Annotated in this window: 13 protein-coding genes; 4 read left to right on the top strand and 9 right to left on the bottom strand. The window is 46.4% G+C overall.

The genetic code is table 11. The features are described 5' to 3' along the window. Window positions 1-2: 2 nt before the first annotated feature. The gene (locus J2W69_RS09630) at window positions 3-1,193 is read right to left on the bottom strand and encodes an efflux RND transporter periplasmic adaptor subunit (RefSeq protein ID WP_310277351.1); all 1,191 of its coding nucleotides are present in this window, start codon (window positions 1,191-1,193) and stop codon (window positions 3-5) included. A gap of 316 nt (window positions 1,194-1,509) precedes the next feature. Here J2W69_RS09630 and J2W69_RS09625 point away from each other — a divergent pair, with 316 nt between their 5' ends. The 3 genes from J2W69_RS09625 to J2W69_RS09615 all read left to right on the top strand — a co-directional run bounded on the left by J2W69_RS09625 (window position 1,510) and on the right by J2W69_RS09615 (window position 4,955). Then, entirely contained in the window at window positions 1,510-1,833 is a 324-nt protein-coding gene (locus J2W69_RS09625) for a nuclear transport factor 2 family protein (protein WP_310277348.1), read from the top strand. A gap of 35 nt (window positions 1,834-1,868) precedes the next feature. Further along, on the top strand, window positions 1,869-2,798 hold the full coding sequence (locus tag J2W69_RS09620; protein ID WP_310277346.1) for a helix-turn-helix transcriptional regulator: 930 nt from the start codon (window positions 1,869-1,871) through the stop codon (window positions 2,796-2,798). Between the two features lie 222 nt (window positions 2,799-3,020). Next, window positions 3,021-4,955, top strand: coding sequence for a methyl-accepting chemotaxis protein (locus tag J2W69_RS09615; RefSeq protein WP_310277343.1), 1,935 nt, complete (start codon window positions 3,021-3,023; stop codon window positions 4,953-4,955). A gap of 14 nt (window positions 4,956-4,969) precedes the next feature. Here J2W69_RS09615 and J2W69_RS09610 read toward each other — a convergent pair whose 3' ends face one another. Genes J2W69_RS09610 through J2W69_RS09600 form a run of 3 tightly spaced genes read right to left on the bottom strand, consistent with a single transcriptional unit; the run spans window position 4,970 to window position 10,429 of the window. Then, entirely contained in the window at window positions 4,970-5,380 is a 411-nt protein-coding gene (locus J2W69_RS09610; RefSeq protein WP_310277340.1) for a response regulator, read from the bottom strand. Then, complete coding sequence (locus tag J2W69_RS09605) at window positions 5,370-9,860, bottom strand: CHASE domain-containing hybrid sensor histidine kinase/response regulator (RefSeq protein WP_310277337.1); 4,491 nt, start codon at window positions 9,858-9,860, stop codon at window positions 5,370-5,372. Before J2W69_RS09605 ends, J2W69_RS09610 begins: the two co-directional genes overlap by 11 nt. Then, window positions 9,860-10,429 (bottom strand): Hpt domain-containing protein, encoded by a 570-nt coding sequence (locus J2W69_RS09600; RefSeq protein ID WP_310277334.1) that lies wholly within the window; start codon window positions 10,427-10,429, stop codon window positions 9,860-9,862. Before J2W69_RS09600 ends, J2W69_RS09605 begins: the two co-directional genes overlap by 1 nt. A gap of 136 nt (window positions 10,430-10,565) precedes the next feature. On the opposite strand from J2W69_RS09600, the gene J2W69_RS09595 reads away from it, so the two are divergent. After that, the gene (locus J2W69_RS09595; RefSeq protein ID WP_310277331.1) at window positions 10,566-12,650 is read left to right on the top strand and encodes a putative bifunctional diguanylate cyclase/phosphodiesterase; all 2,085 of its coding nucleotides are present in this window, start codon (window positions 10,566-10,568) and stop codon (window positions 12,648-12,650) included. Window positions 12,651-12,692: 42 nt separating this feature from the next. Here J2W69_RS09595 and J2W69_RS09590 read toward each other — a convergent pair whose 3' ends face one another. From J2W69_RS09590 to J2W69_RS09570, 5 genes are all read right to left on the bottom strand, one after another. Then, window positions 12,693-13,127 carry a DUF6691 family protein gene (locus J2W69_RS09590; protein ID WP_310277329.1) on the bottom strand — a complete coding sequence of 145 codons (435 nt, stop codon included), beginning with the start codon at window positions 13,125-13,127 and terminating at the stop codon, window positions 12,693-12,695. A gap of 10 nt (window positions 13,128-13,137) precedes the next feature. Beyond that, window positions 13,138-13,644 carry a YeeE/YedE family protein gene (locus J2W69_RS09585; protein WP_405047881.1) on the bottom strand — a complete coding sequence of 169 codons (507 nt, stop codon included), beginning with the start codon at window positions 13,642-13,644 and terminating at the stop codon, window positions 13,138-13,140. 84 nt (window positions 13,645-13,728) lie between these two features. After that, window positions 13,729-14,925, bottom strand: a complete 1,197-nt coding sequence (locus J2W69_RS09580) for an ImmA/IrrE family metallo-endopeptidase (protein WP_310277322.1) — start codon at window positions 14,923-14,925, stop codon at window positions 13,729-13,731. Window positions 14,926-14,934: 9 nt separating this feature from the next. Continuing rightward, window positions 14,935-15,219 carry a type II toxin-antitoxin system HigB family toxin gene (locus tag J2W69_RS09575; protein WP_310277319.1) on the bottom strand — a complete coding sequence of 95 codons (285 nt, stop codon included), beginning with the start codon at window positions 15,217-15,219 and terminating at the stop codon, window positions 14,935-14,937. A 216-nt stretch (window positions 15,220-15,435) separates the two neighbouring features. Further along, the gene (locus J2W69_RS09570; RefSeq protein WP_310277316.1) at window positions 15,436-15,684 is read right to left on the bottom strand and encodes a hypothetical protein; all 249 of its coding nucleotides are present in this window, start codon (window positions 15,682-15,684) and stop codon (window positions 15,436-15,438) included. Window positions 15,685-15,803 lie beyond the last annotated feature (119 nt).

Below are 15,803 nucleotides of genomic sequence, written 5' to 3'. Positions count from 1 at the left end.
ATTTACCCCTTAGGCGCATCCTGGATCACCTCAACGTCACGATCAGGTCTTAGACGGTCTAAACCTTCCAGCACTACTTTATCGCCGGCTTTTAATCCTTCTTCCACCGCCACTAAGCCGTTATCTACAGCGCCTAATTTCAGCACGCGGATTTGCGCTTTGTTGTTGTCGTCGATCATATAAACATAAGTACCCTGAGCCCCATATTGCACAGCGTCTTGCGGAATGGTCACAGCAGCGTTTTGCACCGCAACATTTAAGCGCACATTAACAAACTGGTTCGGGAATAACTCTTCATTCTGATTGGCAAATTCTGCCTTTAACTTCAAAGTACCAGTGGCTATATCAATCTGGTTATCCAGAGTGGTTAAAGTACCGTTGGCTAATGGCATTTGTTCAGCCCTGTCCCAGGCTTCCACCGACAAAGCAGCACCACCACGGAATGCACTACGCACTTGCTGTAACTGAGTTTCAGGAATAGTAAACACCACTGCTATAGGTGAGCTTTGGGTAATAGTGACTAACCCTTCAGCACTGTTGGCCTGGATCAAATTGCCAGGGTCCACTGCCCGCAAACCTAAACGACCACTGATAGGTGCTTTAATCCGGGTATAAGACAGTTGCAAAGCCGCTGCATCAATAGCGGCCTGATTCGACTTAATAGCGCCCTTCAGCTGATTCACTAAGGCTTGCTGCGCATTCATTTGTTGCGCCGCTATGGTGTTTTGCTCTTTTAGTTTGGCAAAACGTGCTAAATCCTGTTCGGCACTTTTCAACAGAGCGACATTTTGCTCTTTTTGGCCCTGCACCTGCGCCAGTGCTGTTTTGTAATCGGCCGGATCGATCTGCGCCAGCAACTGGCCAGCCTCTACTTTTTCACCCTCTTTAAAATACAGCTGCTGCAGCGGGCCAGACACCCGGCTTTGCACCAATACGCTATTCAGTGGAGTGACTGTGCCAATAGCTTTAATCTGCACTTTTAAATCTGTCGACCCAGCCTCAATCACCCTGACAGGCACAGGCATAGCCCAGGGATTAGTCGCAGCACCTGCTGAACGCGGGCCACCCTGTCTTTGCCCTGCAGCCGGTTTACCCACTGCAGCAGATTCAGCCCCAGGCCAGAACCAATACACAGCAGCAACGGCAACAGCCAGGCCAGCAGCTAAAACAAAAGGCTTTTTCAGCAAAGACATAATCAATCCCTGTAACAAAATTTAGGTTTAGTAAAACGGGCCTACTCTAATTCAGCCTGTAAAGCGCTGCAATGAAGCGAATGTCAAGATTGAGTAAAGATGGCCTGACATTCGCTCAGACGTCTGTTTACAGCGATAAAAGACAAAAGGATCAATTGAACAGCGGCTGTCTTGCTACTGACATCCAACTTTTGGTCAAAGATGGCTAATAGTGCATCTGCTAACGAATTTTTTCTGGCAGCACCACGCTGGCTACTGACATACGGTTGTCAGTCTGAGTTGCTAACCTGAACCGGTCAAGTAAAAGGAGCGCATCATGACTGTGTTAGATACCGCAATTGATTGTTATTTTTCAGCTACTAATGCCAGGAATAATCAACTGGCAGCAGAGTGTTTTGACCCGGACGCTTGTGTGTTTGACGAAGGCCGACAATTGACAGGGCTGGAATCCATCAGGCACTGGTTGCAGCATACCCAACAAAAATACCAACCCGAAGTTCAGGTGCTGACCACACAACGCAGTTATGGAGAGGTCTGGGTGAAAACACGGGTATCAGGCTCCTTTCAGGGCAGCCCTATAGAGCTAGACTATGTATTTGCTTTGCAGGATGGCAAAATCAGCCGTCTGATGATCCGTTAATGTTGCCAGTCGTTTATCTATAGCATGAGAGTCCGATGAACCGTATTGATCGCCTGCTGGCGCTGATTTTGTATTTACAAAGCCGTCGCACTTGCACAGCCGAAGCCATGGCAGAACATTTTGGATTAAGTGTTCGCACTATTTACCGTGACATTGCTGCTTTGGGCGAGGCTGGAGTGCCTATTCTGGCAGAAGCTGGCGTGGGTTATAGTCTGATGAAAGGTTATCTGCTGCCGCCCGTGAATTTTTCTGAACAGGAAGCTTATGCGCTTTCAACCGGCGTGATGCTGGCACAGCGTATGACCACTCATAGCTACAACGAAAAAATGCAGTCGGCTTTGGACAAAATCAAAGCTGTATTGCCCAATGCGGCCAAACACAGGCTGGAAGTTCTCGCCAAAGGTATGGCAACGCCTGCCACTGAACACCCACAACAGGCAGATTTATCGGTGCTGCAGCAAGCCATAGCACGACAACAACTGTTGAGCTTTGACTACCAGAACGTCAGCCAAACCCAAAGCAGCCGACTAGTGGAAGCTGCAGGTTTAGTGTTTTACCTTGGCCGTTGGCATCTGATTGCCTGGTGCAGACTACGGCAGGACTTTCGTGATTTTCGTACCGACCGCATACAGAACCTGCAATTACACAGCGAATTATTTAAAGCCAGAACCAACTTTGACGCCAAAGACTTTTTGCAGCATGGCACAGCACCAGCTCAACTGAAGGCTCAGGTGGTATTTGCCCATGCAGCAGCAGACAGAGCCAGACGGGAATGGTGGCAAGGCATCACCTCAGAACAGCAACAGCCTGAAGGTATACTGATGACCATCAACTGCAGCAACTGGTCTGTATTGGCCTGCTGGTTATTGTCCCTTGGCACAGCGGCTAAAGTGCTGGCTCCTGAAGAACTAAAACAGGAGCTGCGACAACAAAGCCAGACTATTTTGGCTTTGTATTCCTCCTGAGCAGAAGCAAAGCCAATTTATTCTGCGTGAAAGCTCACCGACCATCCAAACAATGCCTACACTGAATCAAATCTCAGCAAGCTATTAGTTTTAGTCGCCTTTCCAGTATAGAACCTATGATTTTTCAGGTAAAACGCCGTGTTTTATCAAAAGCCAGATCCAACAATACTCTAAGGACCAGGGTGTTCACATCATCATCAGAGCTACGGGAGGGTATTGTTTATGCAAAAACTCACATTAAAAACCATCTTTATCGGCTTTGTGTTATTTGCTTTGTGTGTAATTACGGCAGTGTCCGCTTTTATCAATACCAGTCAGTTTTCTGAGCTGTATTACAGCCAGACTGAGGCTGAATACTTACCCAACAGTGTGGGCCGGATCAGCGAAGAAATCCGCTCTGAAATTATGTATCCGATCATTTTGTCAGAAAGTCTGGCGCAGAATGGCTTATTGCATCAATGGATGCGGGACGGCGAAAGCGGAGCGACCAGCCATGCCAGCGCTCTGGCTTATTTTAATCAGCTAAAACAGCAATCCGGTGCAGCCGCGGTATTTTGGGTCTCAGGTGCCAGCAAAAATTATTACACCCACGAAGGCCTGTTCAAAACCATCTCAGCCCAGGAAGAACGCGACAAGTGGTTTTTCTCTTTTTTAAACAGTTCACTTCAGCGTGAGCTGGCCATAGACGCCGATGAACGAACAGGCGCTTTAACCTTATTTGTGAATGTTTCTATAGAGATAGACGGCAAAAGATCAGGAGTGGCAGGTTTAGGTTATGACGTCTCAGCCATCAGCAAAATGGTGACTGATCGCAAACTGGGGCAAGCCGGTTATCTGTTTCTGATTGACGATAAAGGCATGATCATAGCCCATGCCAATACCAGCCTCAGCGAAAAAAATATCAACGAGATGCCCTCCTATAAAGTTATCTCCACTCTGACCCAACAACATCAGCAAGGGTTTTCTTTTACCAAAGCAGTGTTTGACGATCAGGAAGTGTATATAGCGGTGCAAACAGTACGGGACGCGGGTTTAAAAGTAGTAGCTTTATTGCCTACCACTGAAGTATCAGGCGCTATCAATCAGGTGATTTTAATTTCAGTCGCAGCCAGTGTGCTGCTGGCGATAGCTTTTGTGATAGCCACTGTCTACTTTGGTAACTGGTTGAGCGTGCAAATTCGCAAAGTGGGTGACGATTTGCTGACAATGGCCGGTAACGGCGGCGATTTAACGAAAAGACTGGACGACTCAGTGAATAACGAGCTGGGCCACCTGGCCAAAGGCTTTAATGCCATTATTGGTAAAGTACGTGAGCTGGTGGCAGAAATTCAGTCCACAGAAAAAGCCATTAAAACCGGTATTGAAGAGCTGGCCAGCCTGGCAGAAAACACCTTTAAGGCGACTCAGACTCAACGGGCTCAAACGGATCAGGTGGCAACAGCTATTACAGAGATGGGCCAGACCATTACTGAAGTTTCAGGCATAGCGCACCAAACCGCAGCAGATACCGAAAGTGCAGTGCAAGAGACAATGGCGACCAATAAAAACATGGCGCTTACTTCCGCCACTATGCATGAATTAAATCAGGTGATGGTGATGGTCGACCAAACCATTACCGAATTTGCCAGCCAGGCTTCAGCTATTAACTCTGTGGTTGAAGTGATCAATGCTATTTCAGAACAAACCAATTTATTGGCACTCAATGCCGCTATTGAAGCAGCCCGGGCTGGTGAACAAGGCCGTGGTTTTGCTGTAGTGGCCGATGAAGTTCGTAATCTGGCAAAACGTACTCAGGACTCCACTTTAGAGATCCGTGACCAAATCAATCAGTTACAACATACCTCCAGCCAGTCGCTGTTAGCTATTCAACAAGGCACAGCCAGTAGTCGTAAAGTCACAGAAAGCACTGAAGAGTCAGTGCGCTCTTTATTGGCCATTCAGCGTAAATTTGAAGATATCAGCGGAGGCAATCATCAGGTGGCTTCAGCCACTGAAGAACAAGGCACTGTGGTTGAACATATTAATTTGTCCGCCCATTTGATTTCAGACAGCGCCAATGAGATTTATCAGAATGCTGAACAACAACTCAAAGCCATACAATCCTTGCAAGCCAGAGCCGAACATTTACGGCTTCTGGTCAGCCAGTTTAAAGTGTAGAGCTTTTGCCGATATCAGGGCTGCTGCTTCAATAACTGATGCAGTTGCAGCTGGTTTTTTATCCGGTGTTTTAAAGTCATGGCATTCACGGGTTTGATCACAAAATCAGCAGCACCAGCTTGCCAGCATTGATTTTCTTCTTCCTGACTATGTAAACCAGTGACAAAAATCACCGGAATTTGTGCCAGTTGTGGCTGCTGCTTCAGCAGGCGGCAAGTGGCTAACCCATCCAGTTCCGGCATCACCACGTCCAGCAGAATTAAATCAGGTGGATTGCTTTGACAAAGGCTGATCGCCTGAGCACCGGAGGTGGCCATAAAAATCTGGTAGTCGGTATTCAGCATCTGATGAATGATTTGAATATTCACTGGCTGGTCATCCACCACCAGTACTTTTGCTTTGGGTTGTAACGGCTCAGTACTCATCAGATACACCTTTTAGTTGAGCGGAATACTGTTCAGTGTACAGCAGCGCCTGAGCAAAGTTTAATTGCTCTAAAGCGTTTTCCAGTTGGGTTGAAAGGATTGGGTCTATGTTGTGCAGCACATCTTTCAGCACAGCAAACTGATCCAAAGCACTCATATTAAAGCTTTGCAGCGCCAGCTGCAGCTGTTCCAATTGTGTAGTCAGTTCTGTATTTGTCAGCGTCACAGCCATTGCAGGTGTTTCTGCTACAGGTGCTGTTTCTGCCAATAACATGGGGGCAAAAGCAGTAAAGGCTTCGGCATCCGCCACAAACTTTGACAGTGCTCTGGGTAAATCCAGCGCTGTTTTTTGTTTAATGGATTGTTCAATGGCAGCTGCAGGTTCAGATAAACAAACAATACCCAAAGAGCTGGCTGAGCCTTTCAGTGAATGCGCCAGCAAATACAGCTCTTTTTCCGTCAACCGGGTTGTTTCATCTCTTAATTTCAGCAGCGCAGTATCCAGCTCCATCACAAAAGATTTCAGTGTTTTATGATACACAGCCACCGAATTCCCTAAGCGGTTTAATGCAGATTTCAGTTGCACACCTTGCTGTAACGCTGCGTCAACCAAGGCCGGACTGAGCAACTGCAGTTGTTTTTCCTCAATAGGTACATTGGGGTCAACCGGAGTTCTTGACCATTTTAAGATAGTATTCACCAGGGTATCTATGGCAAAAGGTTTAGCCACATGATCGTTCATCCCCGCATCCAGACAAGCCTGCTTATCCGATTGCATCGCATTAGCTGTCATCGCCACTATAGGCAAAGTCAGCATAGTGGCTTTGCTGCGAATACGTCTGGTGGTTTCATAACCATCCATATCCGGCATCTGAATATCCATCAACACCAAATCATATTTATCCGGCTGTTGTTCCAGCATCGCCAGAGCAAAAGTGCCTCCCGGTGCTATATCCACTAAAGCTCCCTCATGGCCCAATAACTCAGAGGCTACAATCTGATTGGTAGGATTGTCTTCCACCAGCAGCAGTTGCAAACCGTTTAAACGGCTTTGTCGTGGCGCGGCGTCCTGCAGTGCATTGGAAAACATTTGCTTGCCTGCCAGTGCATCCAGCACAGCATCCAATAAACGGCTTGGAGTCACAGGTTTGACAATAAAACCATTCAGCAGATTTTGGCTTTGTTCATCCTGCTGTTTTTGCGCCAGACATTCACGGCCATGAGCAGTCACCATAATCACCACAGGCATATCAGGGCCCTGTACTATTTGCCGGATTTTTTCCGCCGTTTGCCAGCCATCCAGCCCAGGCATCAACCAGTCCAGTAACACCAGTTTATAACTGTTGTTGTGTTGCAACAGCTCCAGCGCCTGTTCACCGCTGTGGGCTAAATCAACTTCACACCCATAATGGCGCATCACTTCAGATAAAATCTGTCGTGATTGCTGGTTATCATCCACCACCAGCACTTTCAGATCCTGCAGTAAAGAAAGATCGGCCTGAGCCGCATTCAGGCTGAGGCAGTTAAACCAGAGTTCAAATTCAAAACTACTGCCAGAGCCCAGCGTGCTTTGCACAGAAAGTTGGCCACCCATTAACTCCACCAGGCCTTTGCTGATCGCCAGACCTAAGCCTGTACCGCCATAACGACGGCTAATCGAAGATTCTGCCTGGCTGAAACTCTGGAAAATTAACGCCAGCTGCTGTTCTGTCATGCCAATGCCGGTATCTTGGACTTTAAACTTAATTTTGGCCGCTTCTGCAGTACGCTCTGTCACTTCCAGGCTGACCACCACTTCACCATTGTCGGTAAACTTAATGGCATTCCCTGTCAGATTCAGCAGCACTTGTTTCAGTCGCAGGCTGTCACCCACCACCAGTTGTGGTAAATCTTCTGCAAACTGATACAGCACCTCCAAATCTTTACTGCCCAGATTGGCCGACAAAATAGTGCCAAGGTCTTCCATCAAAGTAGCCAATTCAAAACTATGGCTGTCCATTTCCAGCTTACCCGCCTCTACTTTGGAGAAATCCAGAATATCGTTCAGAATGGCCAGTAAGGACTTTGCCGCAATTTCGGTCTGACGAATATAGTCTTCCTGACGACGAGTTAAGCTGGTTTGCTGCACCAGTTGTAACATGCCCAAAATAGCGTTCATCGGTGTACGGATTTCATGGCTCATGGTGGCCAGAAAAGCAGACTTCGCATTATTGGCCGAGTCAGCTTGTTGTCGTGCCTGAGCCAGCTCCAGCTCTCTTTTATGCTGTTCTGAGCGATCACGCGCCACCAGATAAAAATAATCCTGCTGTTCAAAACGGATCCAGGACAGACTCGCTGACATAGGGATAGCCACACCCCCGGCGTCTTCAAATTGAGTTTCAAACTGTATGCTGCGTATTCTGTCTGTACTTTGGGTTAACTGCTGCAGCCCATCCCCCGCAAGCTGCAGCGCCAGATCAGCCAGACTGAATTGGTCGCTACAGCAAGCCAAAGCGGCCGGATTAGCTTTAATTACTTCGGCCCTGTCATTTAACCAGAAGACTAAATCCGGGCTTTGTTCTGTCGACACTTTCGCCAAAGCCAACTCAAATTCCAGCTCTTTTTGCAGCGTTAAATCTCTGGCTATGCCTAAATAACCCACCACCTGTTTTTGTTGATCTACCAAAGCAGTAACAGCAACCTGCACAGGGCAACGGCTGCCATCTTTGCGGATGTAAGTCCACTCTCTGTCATCCGTTTGGCCTTGTTTGGTTTTTTCAACCAACACAGTTAAATCAGCTTCTACCTGATGGCCCAGCTCTGTTTCCAGTTGCCGGGAGTACTCCGCCATTTCAACCGGATCATGAATAATGTCAGGGCCATAAAGACCTATAATTTCGGCTTCTTTATACTGCAACAAAGTTTCAGCTGCGGGGTTAAAAGACGTAATCAAGCCATTTAAATCAGTGGTGATAATGGCATAGTTGGCATTACGCAAAATGCTGTGCTGCAAAGCAGATACCCGCTCAATTTCAGCGGTGCGTAATTCAACCTGATGCTCCAGCTCTTCGTTGGCTTGTTGCAGCTTTTGTTCAGCTTGTTTGATATGACTAATATCGTTGACCGTCAAAGCACAGCCTATAAATTGGCCTGTCTCATCCAGAATGGGCGAAAGATTAAGCGACACCGGGTAAAGCAGTCCGGATTGATGCTGGCGCACGCTTTGGATATAACGGATCTTCTGGCCTTTACGAACCTCTTGTTCCAGATGCCGCTGTTCGTCCAGATGGGTTGCTGGCACTATAAGTTCGCTGATAGTACGCCCCATAGCCTGAGATTCAGTGTAACCAAACATTTGTTCTGCCGCAGGGTTCCAACTGCTGATCAAGCCATGCTGATCCGTTCCTATCACCGCCTCATTAGCATTTTCTACTATGGCCGCCAGCACAGCTCTGTGCCTGGTCAGTTGTAAACGCCTCGATAGGGTGAGCTGCACAAAAGCAAAAATGACGATCAGCAATGCTGTGATGCCAAGGCCTGTGTAATACAGATTCTGAGATTGAGGTAGCTTCAGGCTGGTTACAAAATGTGGTGTTGCCTGCAACCGCACTTGCCAGTTGCGACCAAAAACAGACAATTTATGTTCAGCCCGGTAATCAGGTAAAACGGCTGCAGTCACAGTTTTTGTATAAAAGGCTTGTTGTGGATCAAAATCAAGATCCATCACCTCCAGTTGCACTTGCTCTGAGCCTGCCATTTTTATACTGGATAAAATTTCATCTATGGTTAAAGGTGCATAGGCCAGACCATACAACTGCTGATAGCGGTCTTCGGCACTTTCCGGAGCTTTTCCCTGCAAATAAATCGGCATTAACAACAAAAAACCCTGAGATTTTTTGTTTTGCGCTTGCACTAAAGTTAAAGGTTCAGTCAATACAGCTCTATTTTCAGCTATGGCTTTTAATACAGTCCGGTATCTCTGTTGCTCTGAAGCTATGTCAAAACCAATGGCCTCTTCGTTGTCAGCCATGGGTTCTATGTACTGGATAACAAACACATCATGCGAATGAGTACTATGCTGGCGAAAGGAAAAAGCATCTCCATTCTCAGCTTCAGCTTCAGCTTTTAGCAAAAATTGCGGTAAATCAGCTGGTGTCACTTTGCGGATAATGCCAAAACCACGGGCTCCGGGAAATTCCGTGGTCAAATCGCGGCTCTGGCTGTAAGACAATATATTGGCATAGCTAAAATGTTCAGCACCAGCACTCAGCACAGCACCACGGACACCACGCAAACCATATTGGTAAATGGTCATTTTTTCGGCTATCGCATCAGCCAGCTGGCTGGCTTTGGTCTCTAAACTCTGCTGAACACGCAACTGATTTTGCTGCTGCTGACGCTGCTGCAAATAATCAGCTACCCAGAACCCTGTTCCGGCAAACACCAGCATCGGCAATAAAGTTGCAATAAGCTGTTTCAGGTTGCGTTTCAGCCATGCCATTATCCGGGTTCCTTGTGGTTTATTTTGTGTTTTAAACGCTGTGCTGCAGCGACAAAATCCAGTGCCATAATGTCTTGCTCCATCAATACAAACTCATCAGCACCCAGATAATTGATCCAGCCTGCTCTTTGTTGCTGAAATAAGCTGTAAGCCTGCATATCATTATGTTCAAGGTACTGAATATACAGTTGAATATCAGGCAAACTACTATCTGAGTTTTGTTCAAACTGGCCCAGCCATAACTTTAACGCAACAGAGGTTTGCTCCAGACAATCCAGATACACTGCAAAGTCTGTCACTGATGGCAACTGGTTATGTTGATGCAATGCCAGTTCCAGCGGCCGCGATAATTCTGCTAAATCTATGGCACCTAAAGTTGCATAACTGCCTCGCAGCTTATGCAAAGCATGCTCAACAGCTTTCTTATTTTTTTGCTGATATGCCAGAGTAAGCTGCTGTATTTCCGCAGGAGTTGACGCAATTAATTGAGCCACAGCAGGCGACAGATGCAAAAAGGCATCATGGGAAAAGCCGATTAACTGTTCCAGCACACTAAAATTAAACAACATATCTTGAACTACTCAGACGCTTTCTCACAGCATAATGGGCTTTGGCTGAAAAATCCCGCGCTTTGTCCAGTTAATTTTGTCTGGTTAATTTTTCCGTCTACACTAAAAAAGTGGTCAGAAAACAGGGAAGTGTCAGATGCAGATCATTCAATCCGAGCTACCAGCAGCAAAAATTTTATTAGTGGATGATCAGGCCTCCTCCCTGATGTTACTGCGTGAGCTGTTACAAGGCATGGCGACTTTATATTTTGCTACCGATGGAGTTACAGCGCTGGAGCTGGCGCGTCAACAGCATCCTGAACTGATCATACTGGATATCGAAATGCCAGGCATGGATGGCATTGCGGTATGCAGAGCCTTAAAAGCAGACCCTGTAACCCGAGATATCGCCATTGTATTTATTACTTCTCATATAGATACAGAACACGAGTTATCCTCTTTATCTGAGGGCGGCATCGATTTTTTACGTAAACCTTTGCATGCAGCCACCAGCCGTATCCGTATTAAAAACCTGCTGGATTTAAGCCGTTATAGCCGTCAGGTGGAAGCGGAAAAAGAATGGCTACGGGTAACTCTCTGCTCTATAGGTGACGCCGTCATTGCCACAGATCTGGATGGAAAAATCAGTTTTATGAACCCTATAGCCGAACGTATGACAGGCTGGTTCGCCAAAGAGGCCCTGCATCGCCCCATCGAAGAAGTGATGCAGTTACGCGATGCCCATAGTTTAGAGCCACATTGGAACCCGATTTATTTTGCGTTAAAAGAACAACGTGTTGTGGCTATGGCGCTGAATTGTCAGTTGGTGTCACGCACAGGCCAGTTGTATCAGGTGGAAGATTCAGCCGCCCCTATTATTGACAACAGCGGCAAGTGCCTTGGCAGCATAGTGGTGTTTCACGACGTCAGTGAAAGTACGGCGCTGGCGCTGAAAATGAGTCATCTGGCCAATCATGACCCTTTAACCAACTTACCCAATCGTGTGCTGTTGTACGACCGTATAGAACAAGCCATTAAAAGAGCAGAGCAGCTGCATCATAAATCGGCTTTGCTGCTGATTGATCTGGACCACTTTAAATACGTCAATGATTCCATAGGGCATAACCTTGGGGATTTGCTGATCAAACAGGCTTCAGAGCGCTTACTGTCAATTTGTGGTGCCGACACTACACTGGCGCGTTTAGGTGGGGATGAATTTGTGCTGGTGTTACCCGAGCTGTGGTCTATTGATGAAGTGGCTTTGTTCAGCAGTCAGGTGCATAGCCAGTTTCAGCAGCCTTTTGTGCTTGAACACAAAAAATACCAGATGGCCGTGAGTATAGGGATCAGTATTTATCCGGACGATGCCCAAACCATAGAAATGTTTATGCGCCATGCCGATGTCGCCATGTTTAAAGCCAAATCGGAAGGCCGCAACAGAACCAGCTTTTTCTCTGACGAACTGGAACAGCAAATTATTCATCGCCACCAACTGGAATTACTGTTGCGCGAAACCTTAGCCAATCACCAACTGCAGGTGTATTACCAGCCAAAACTTTGTCTACAGACAGGCAGATTATTAGGGGCCGAAGCTTTAGCTCGTATGCGAAACCATCAGGGACAGTGGGTATCTCCTGTTGAATTTATTCCGCTGGCAGAAGAAACAGGTTTAATTGGTGAGCTGGGGCAACAAGTACTGCGTCAGGCCTGCCTGGAGTGTTTGAGTTGGCAACAATTGGGGTATCAGGTTCCAGTATCGGTGAATATTGCCGCAGCTCAGTTTGCCAACCCCCATCTGGTAAAACAAATCAGCAGCCTGATGACAGAACTGAAAATGCCAGCCTACTTATTAGAACTGGAAGTAACAGAAAGCGCCTTAATGCTGGATGTCAACAAAACCAAAAGCATGTTAGGCCAGCTGAAAGCGGCCGGTATTTGTATTTCAATAGACGACTTTGGCACCGGCTATTCCAGCTTGTCTTATCTGAAAAAATTTCAGGTGGATGTACTGAAAATCGACAAATCTTTTGTGCATGAAATGTTGACCGACAAGGGCGATATGGAAATAGTTAAAGCTGTGATCTCACTGGCACAATCGATGAATTTACAGCTGATAGCCGAAGGTATTGAAATAGAAGCACAAAAAGACAAACTGCTGGAGCTGGGCTGCCAGATGGGTCAGGGCTATCTATTCAGTAAGCCTTTGTCAGCGGAAGATTTCCAGGCCTATTTGCAACGCTAATCTGCGGATTTGCGTTGCAAATAGAGTAATAACAGGCAAAAACTAAGTGCTCAACCTGGCCTGAAAGTAATCCACCAATCGAATACCAATCAGCATAAAGACTATAAAAATCAGACCTTCAACAGAGCCTGTGCCAGCCAGCACCAAAGCAGGGCCAGGGCATAAGCCGACCAAACCCCAGCCTAAGCCAAACAAAGCGCTGCCAGCCAATAAAGGGCGGGTAATAGCTGTTGCATCAGGCCAGTGGAATTTAGTTTTTAACAGGCTCTGTGGCATTTTTTTGCTAAACCAAAAGGCGACAAAAGTAACAGCTATGGCGCCTAGCATCACCAGAGCTAAAGACGGATCCCAAAGGCCTGCTATATCTAAAAACCCAAGCACTTTAGCCGGATTTGCCATACCAGCCATCAATAAACCCAAACCAAACAGCAAGCCGCAGATAAAAGCGCTGATGGATAAAAACCGGTGTTGTAGCATGATGAAGTCCTTACAGCAAATGGCGGACGATAAAAACAGTGACTACAGCAACGCCCATAAACGTCAGGGTGGCCACCAGCGAACGCACAGATAAACGGGCTAAACCACAAACACCATGACCACTGGTGCAACCCGAACCTAAACGTGCACCTATACCGACCAATAAACCGGCAGCGGCCAATAAGCCATAGTTGCCCGTGACTTCAGTCACAGGCAAAGGCGCCAGCATCAGCCATAACCAGGACGACAACACCAGACCCAAAACAAAAGCCAGCCGCCACTGCCGTTCAGGTCCAGAGTTGGTAAAAGTTCCAGCCGTAATACCACTGATACCAGCAATACGACCATTTAATAACCACAACAAGGCACAGGCAAGCCCAATCATCAGCCCGCCCGTTAAAGCCGACTCCGGCGTAAAATGAGTCCAGTCAACCATAAGTACCCTCTTGCTTAATAGTGCTGAAGTTGAAGAACTGCTGGTTTTGCAACCAACAATTAAATTTATTGATATAAGCATATACCATTTAGATATATTAGTGAACACTAAAAAACAGATGAAAATTATCGATTTGCGTCTTGTTGTAAAGCGCTTTGAAATTGATTAAAAGTGGCTTTTGATGCCGTCTCTGAACAGTGAGCCGAATAGTTTGTGATCGGAAGATTCATGCCGTAATCGGCCAGCAATAATGCAAGGTGATATTTCTAACTTTTCTGATAACAGCCTTACATCGGCTGCATCTGCAAAAATGCTGCTTTGCCATGTGACTTCTGGGATCAGCGCTTCTTTGGCTAACGCATCTGCCTCTTGTTCTACTTGATCGCCACCTAAAGCATCCAAATCGTCTAAATACCAAGACTCGTTGCCATCAAGATGTAACGCAATGTGGGATAGCTCATGCATTAAAGAAAACCAGAAATTATCTAAACGATCATGCCGCAAGGTTAATGCAACAACAGGGTTTCCGTCAGCACTAAAGCAAACCGCACCATCCAGATAAGTTTTTGGTAAGTGGGGCTCAACAATGAAGTGAATGCCATGCCTATTTAAGTATTCTTTTGCTAAGGAGGGGCCTTGTGATGACCATGATAGCTTGGCTACTTTCTGCATCCATTCCAGAGTTACAGTGCCCTTCTTGTAGTCTGTATTCAGCTTTTCTTTAGCCACCTTTTGCAAAACCCGAACCTGCCAGGCCCATAGCGCGTAAGCATCTGTTTCTTTATCGTTTGAGCGCAGATGAGCTGAAGTTCTTAAAAGTGCCGGTTTGAGACTAAAACCTGAAGACACAGAGTTCAGAAAAGCAGAGAGCTGTTCGGCTGCATACTCTTTCAGTTCCTGTAAAGTGCCTGAAAATCCGTCAAAATATCCACGCTTACGCATTTCAGCCAGAGGAAAAGCTTGCCAATCTATGTCTTTACCACAAGCGCTGGTTTGTTCGGGTGCCTGAATTAATATTTCAGCCGAAATGCCCAGCCCTTCACTGAGTTTACGGATCATATTTAAGCTCAAAGTACGCTTGCCACTAAGTACCTCAGAAACCTTGGGCGCAGAGCCAAAATAGGGGATCAAATCTTTATTGGTCAGGCCTTGCTGGTCCATGCGGAATTTTATGGCTTCTATTGGATCTGGCTTATCCAGCGGAAAAGTTTCCTTTTCATACTTTTCTATCAGAACGGCTAAAACATCAATCTCATCATTTTCAGATGAGCCTGGTGTCGGGTCCATGTCCATTAACGCCATCAGACGTGCTAAAGCTTGCTCGTGATCTTGCTGTGTTTTAATAAGCTTAATATGGTTCATGTTGCCTCCCTAAAAGCGCTGCTTGTCATACTCAGCATGAGTTCCAACCCATTCAACAACAACAACGCCGTTTTGATATCTAACCTTCACAACCAGCCGAAAATGGTTACCCTTGATATTAAAAATTACCCTGTTATCAGCCAGAAAATCAGCGCTTTTATAACGGTTTTTTATATCTTGTGGTGTTTGCCAGGCTGCACATTCAGCTTCAGAAATCCATGCATCTAAAGCAGATTTGGCATTGGCATGCTTGGTGTAAAACCCGACCAGTTTGTCTCGTCCTAAGACTCTCATACGCCCCCAAAGTTCCCTCGAAGGGAATTATACACAAAGTTACCAAAAAGGGAAGTTAAAGTAATTCCATCGCTGTGTGAATTCAGATGGTTATCAAGGTGTAGTTTCTATTTTAGCGTACGGGCTTCACTTTGTTTTTTTTGCCTGTAGTCCCTTAGCCCCACATACACATTTCAAATTCTGCAGATAAGTGGGGGTTATGCCTATGGCTTCGACTTAGATCGCTGAAAAATAAGCTCTTTTACTCAGATCAATTACAACGATTTCGATATCAGAAACCTTTGGGAACTGTGCCGAAATACCTTGCCAGTAACTTCTGAGCGCCTCACTTAAATGCTCAAGATCAGCAAGACGATTTCCTATCTTCCAGCGCCTGTTCGATTTATTTCCCTGCCAAACCAAAAGAAAAATGCCGCCCCCATCAGGAGCATCTCTTAAGTAATCTCCAGCAAGTTGGTTCCTCAAGCGTTCGCATAGTGCGGGCCCCGTGAGAGTGTAAAAAAATCTGTGTAAGTGGCATTCTACCTAACTCCTTGGAAGGGATAAAGAATGCCAATTACAGACCAATTACTGGATCAGCTGTT

Source organism: Rheinheimera soli (assembly GCF_031457405.1).
GTDB lineage: Bacteria > Pseudomonadota > Gammaproteobacteria > Enterobacterales > Alteromonadaceae > Pararheinheimera > Pararheinheimera soli_A.
This window is presented reverse-complemented; position numbering and strand designations above follow the sequence as displayed.

Coding starts and splice junctions, on each gene's coding strand:
- J2W69_RS09630 (WP_310277351.1), bottom strand. CDS start 1,193: ATGTCTTTGCTGAAAAAGCCTTTTGTTTTAGCTGCTGGCCTGGCTGTT.
- J2W69_RS09625 (WP_310277348.1), top strand. CDS start 1,510: ATGACTGTGTTAGATACCGCAATTGATTGTTATTTTTCAGCTACTAAT.
- J2W69_RS09620 (WP_310277346.1), top strand. CDS start 1,869: ATGAACCGTATTGATCGCCTGCTGGCGCTGATTTTGTATTTACAAAGC.
- J2W69_RS09615 (WP_310277343.1), top strand. CDS start 3,021: ATGCAAAAACTCACATTAAAAACCATCTTTATCGGCTTTGTGTTATTT.
- J2W69_RS09610 (WP_310277340.1), bottom strand. CDS start 5,380: ATGAGTACTGAGCCGTTACAACCCAAAGCAAAAGTACTGGTGGTGGAT.
- J2W69_RS09605 (WP_310277337.1), bottom strand. CDS start 9,860: ATGGCATGGCTGAAACGCAACCTGAAACAGCTTATTGCAACTTTATTG.
- J2W69_RS09600 (WP_310277334.1), bottom strand. CDS start 10,429: ATGTTGTTTAATTTTAGTGTGCTGGAACAGTTAATCGGCTTTTCCCAT.
- J2W69_RS09595 (WP_310277331.1), top strand. CDS start 10,566: ATGCAGATCATTCAATCCGAGCTACCAGCAGCAAAAATTTTATTAGTG.
- J2W69_RS09590 (WP_310277329.1), bottom strand. CDS start 13,127: ATGCTACAACACCGGTTTTTATCCATCAGCGCTTTTATCTGCGGCTTG.
- J2W69_RS09585 (WP_405047881.1), bottom strand. CDS start 13,644: ATGCTTATATCAATAAATTTAATTGTTGGTTGCAAAACCAGCAGTTCT.
- J2W69_RS09580 (WP_310277322.1), bottom strand. CDS start 14,925: ATGAACCATATTAAGCTTATTAAAACACAGCAAGATCACGAGCAAGCT.
- J2W69_RS09575 (WP_310277319.1), bottom strand. CDS start 15,219: ATGAGAGTCTTAGGACGAGACAAACTGGTCGGGTTTTACACCAAGCAT.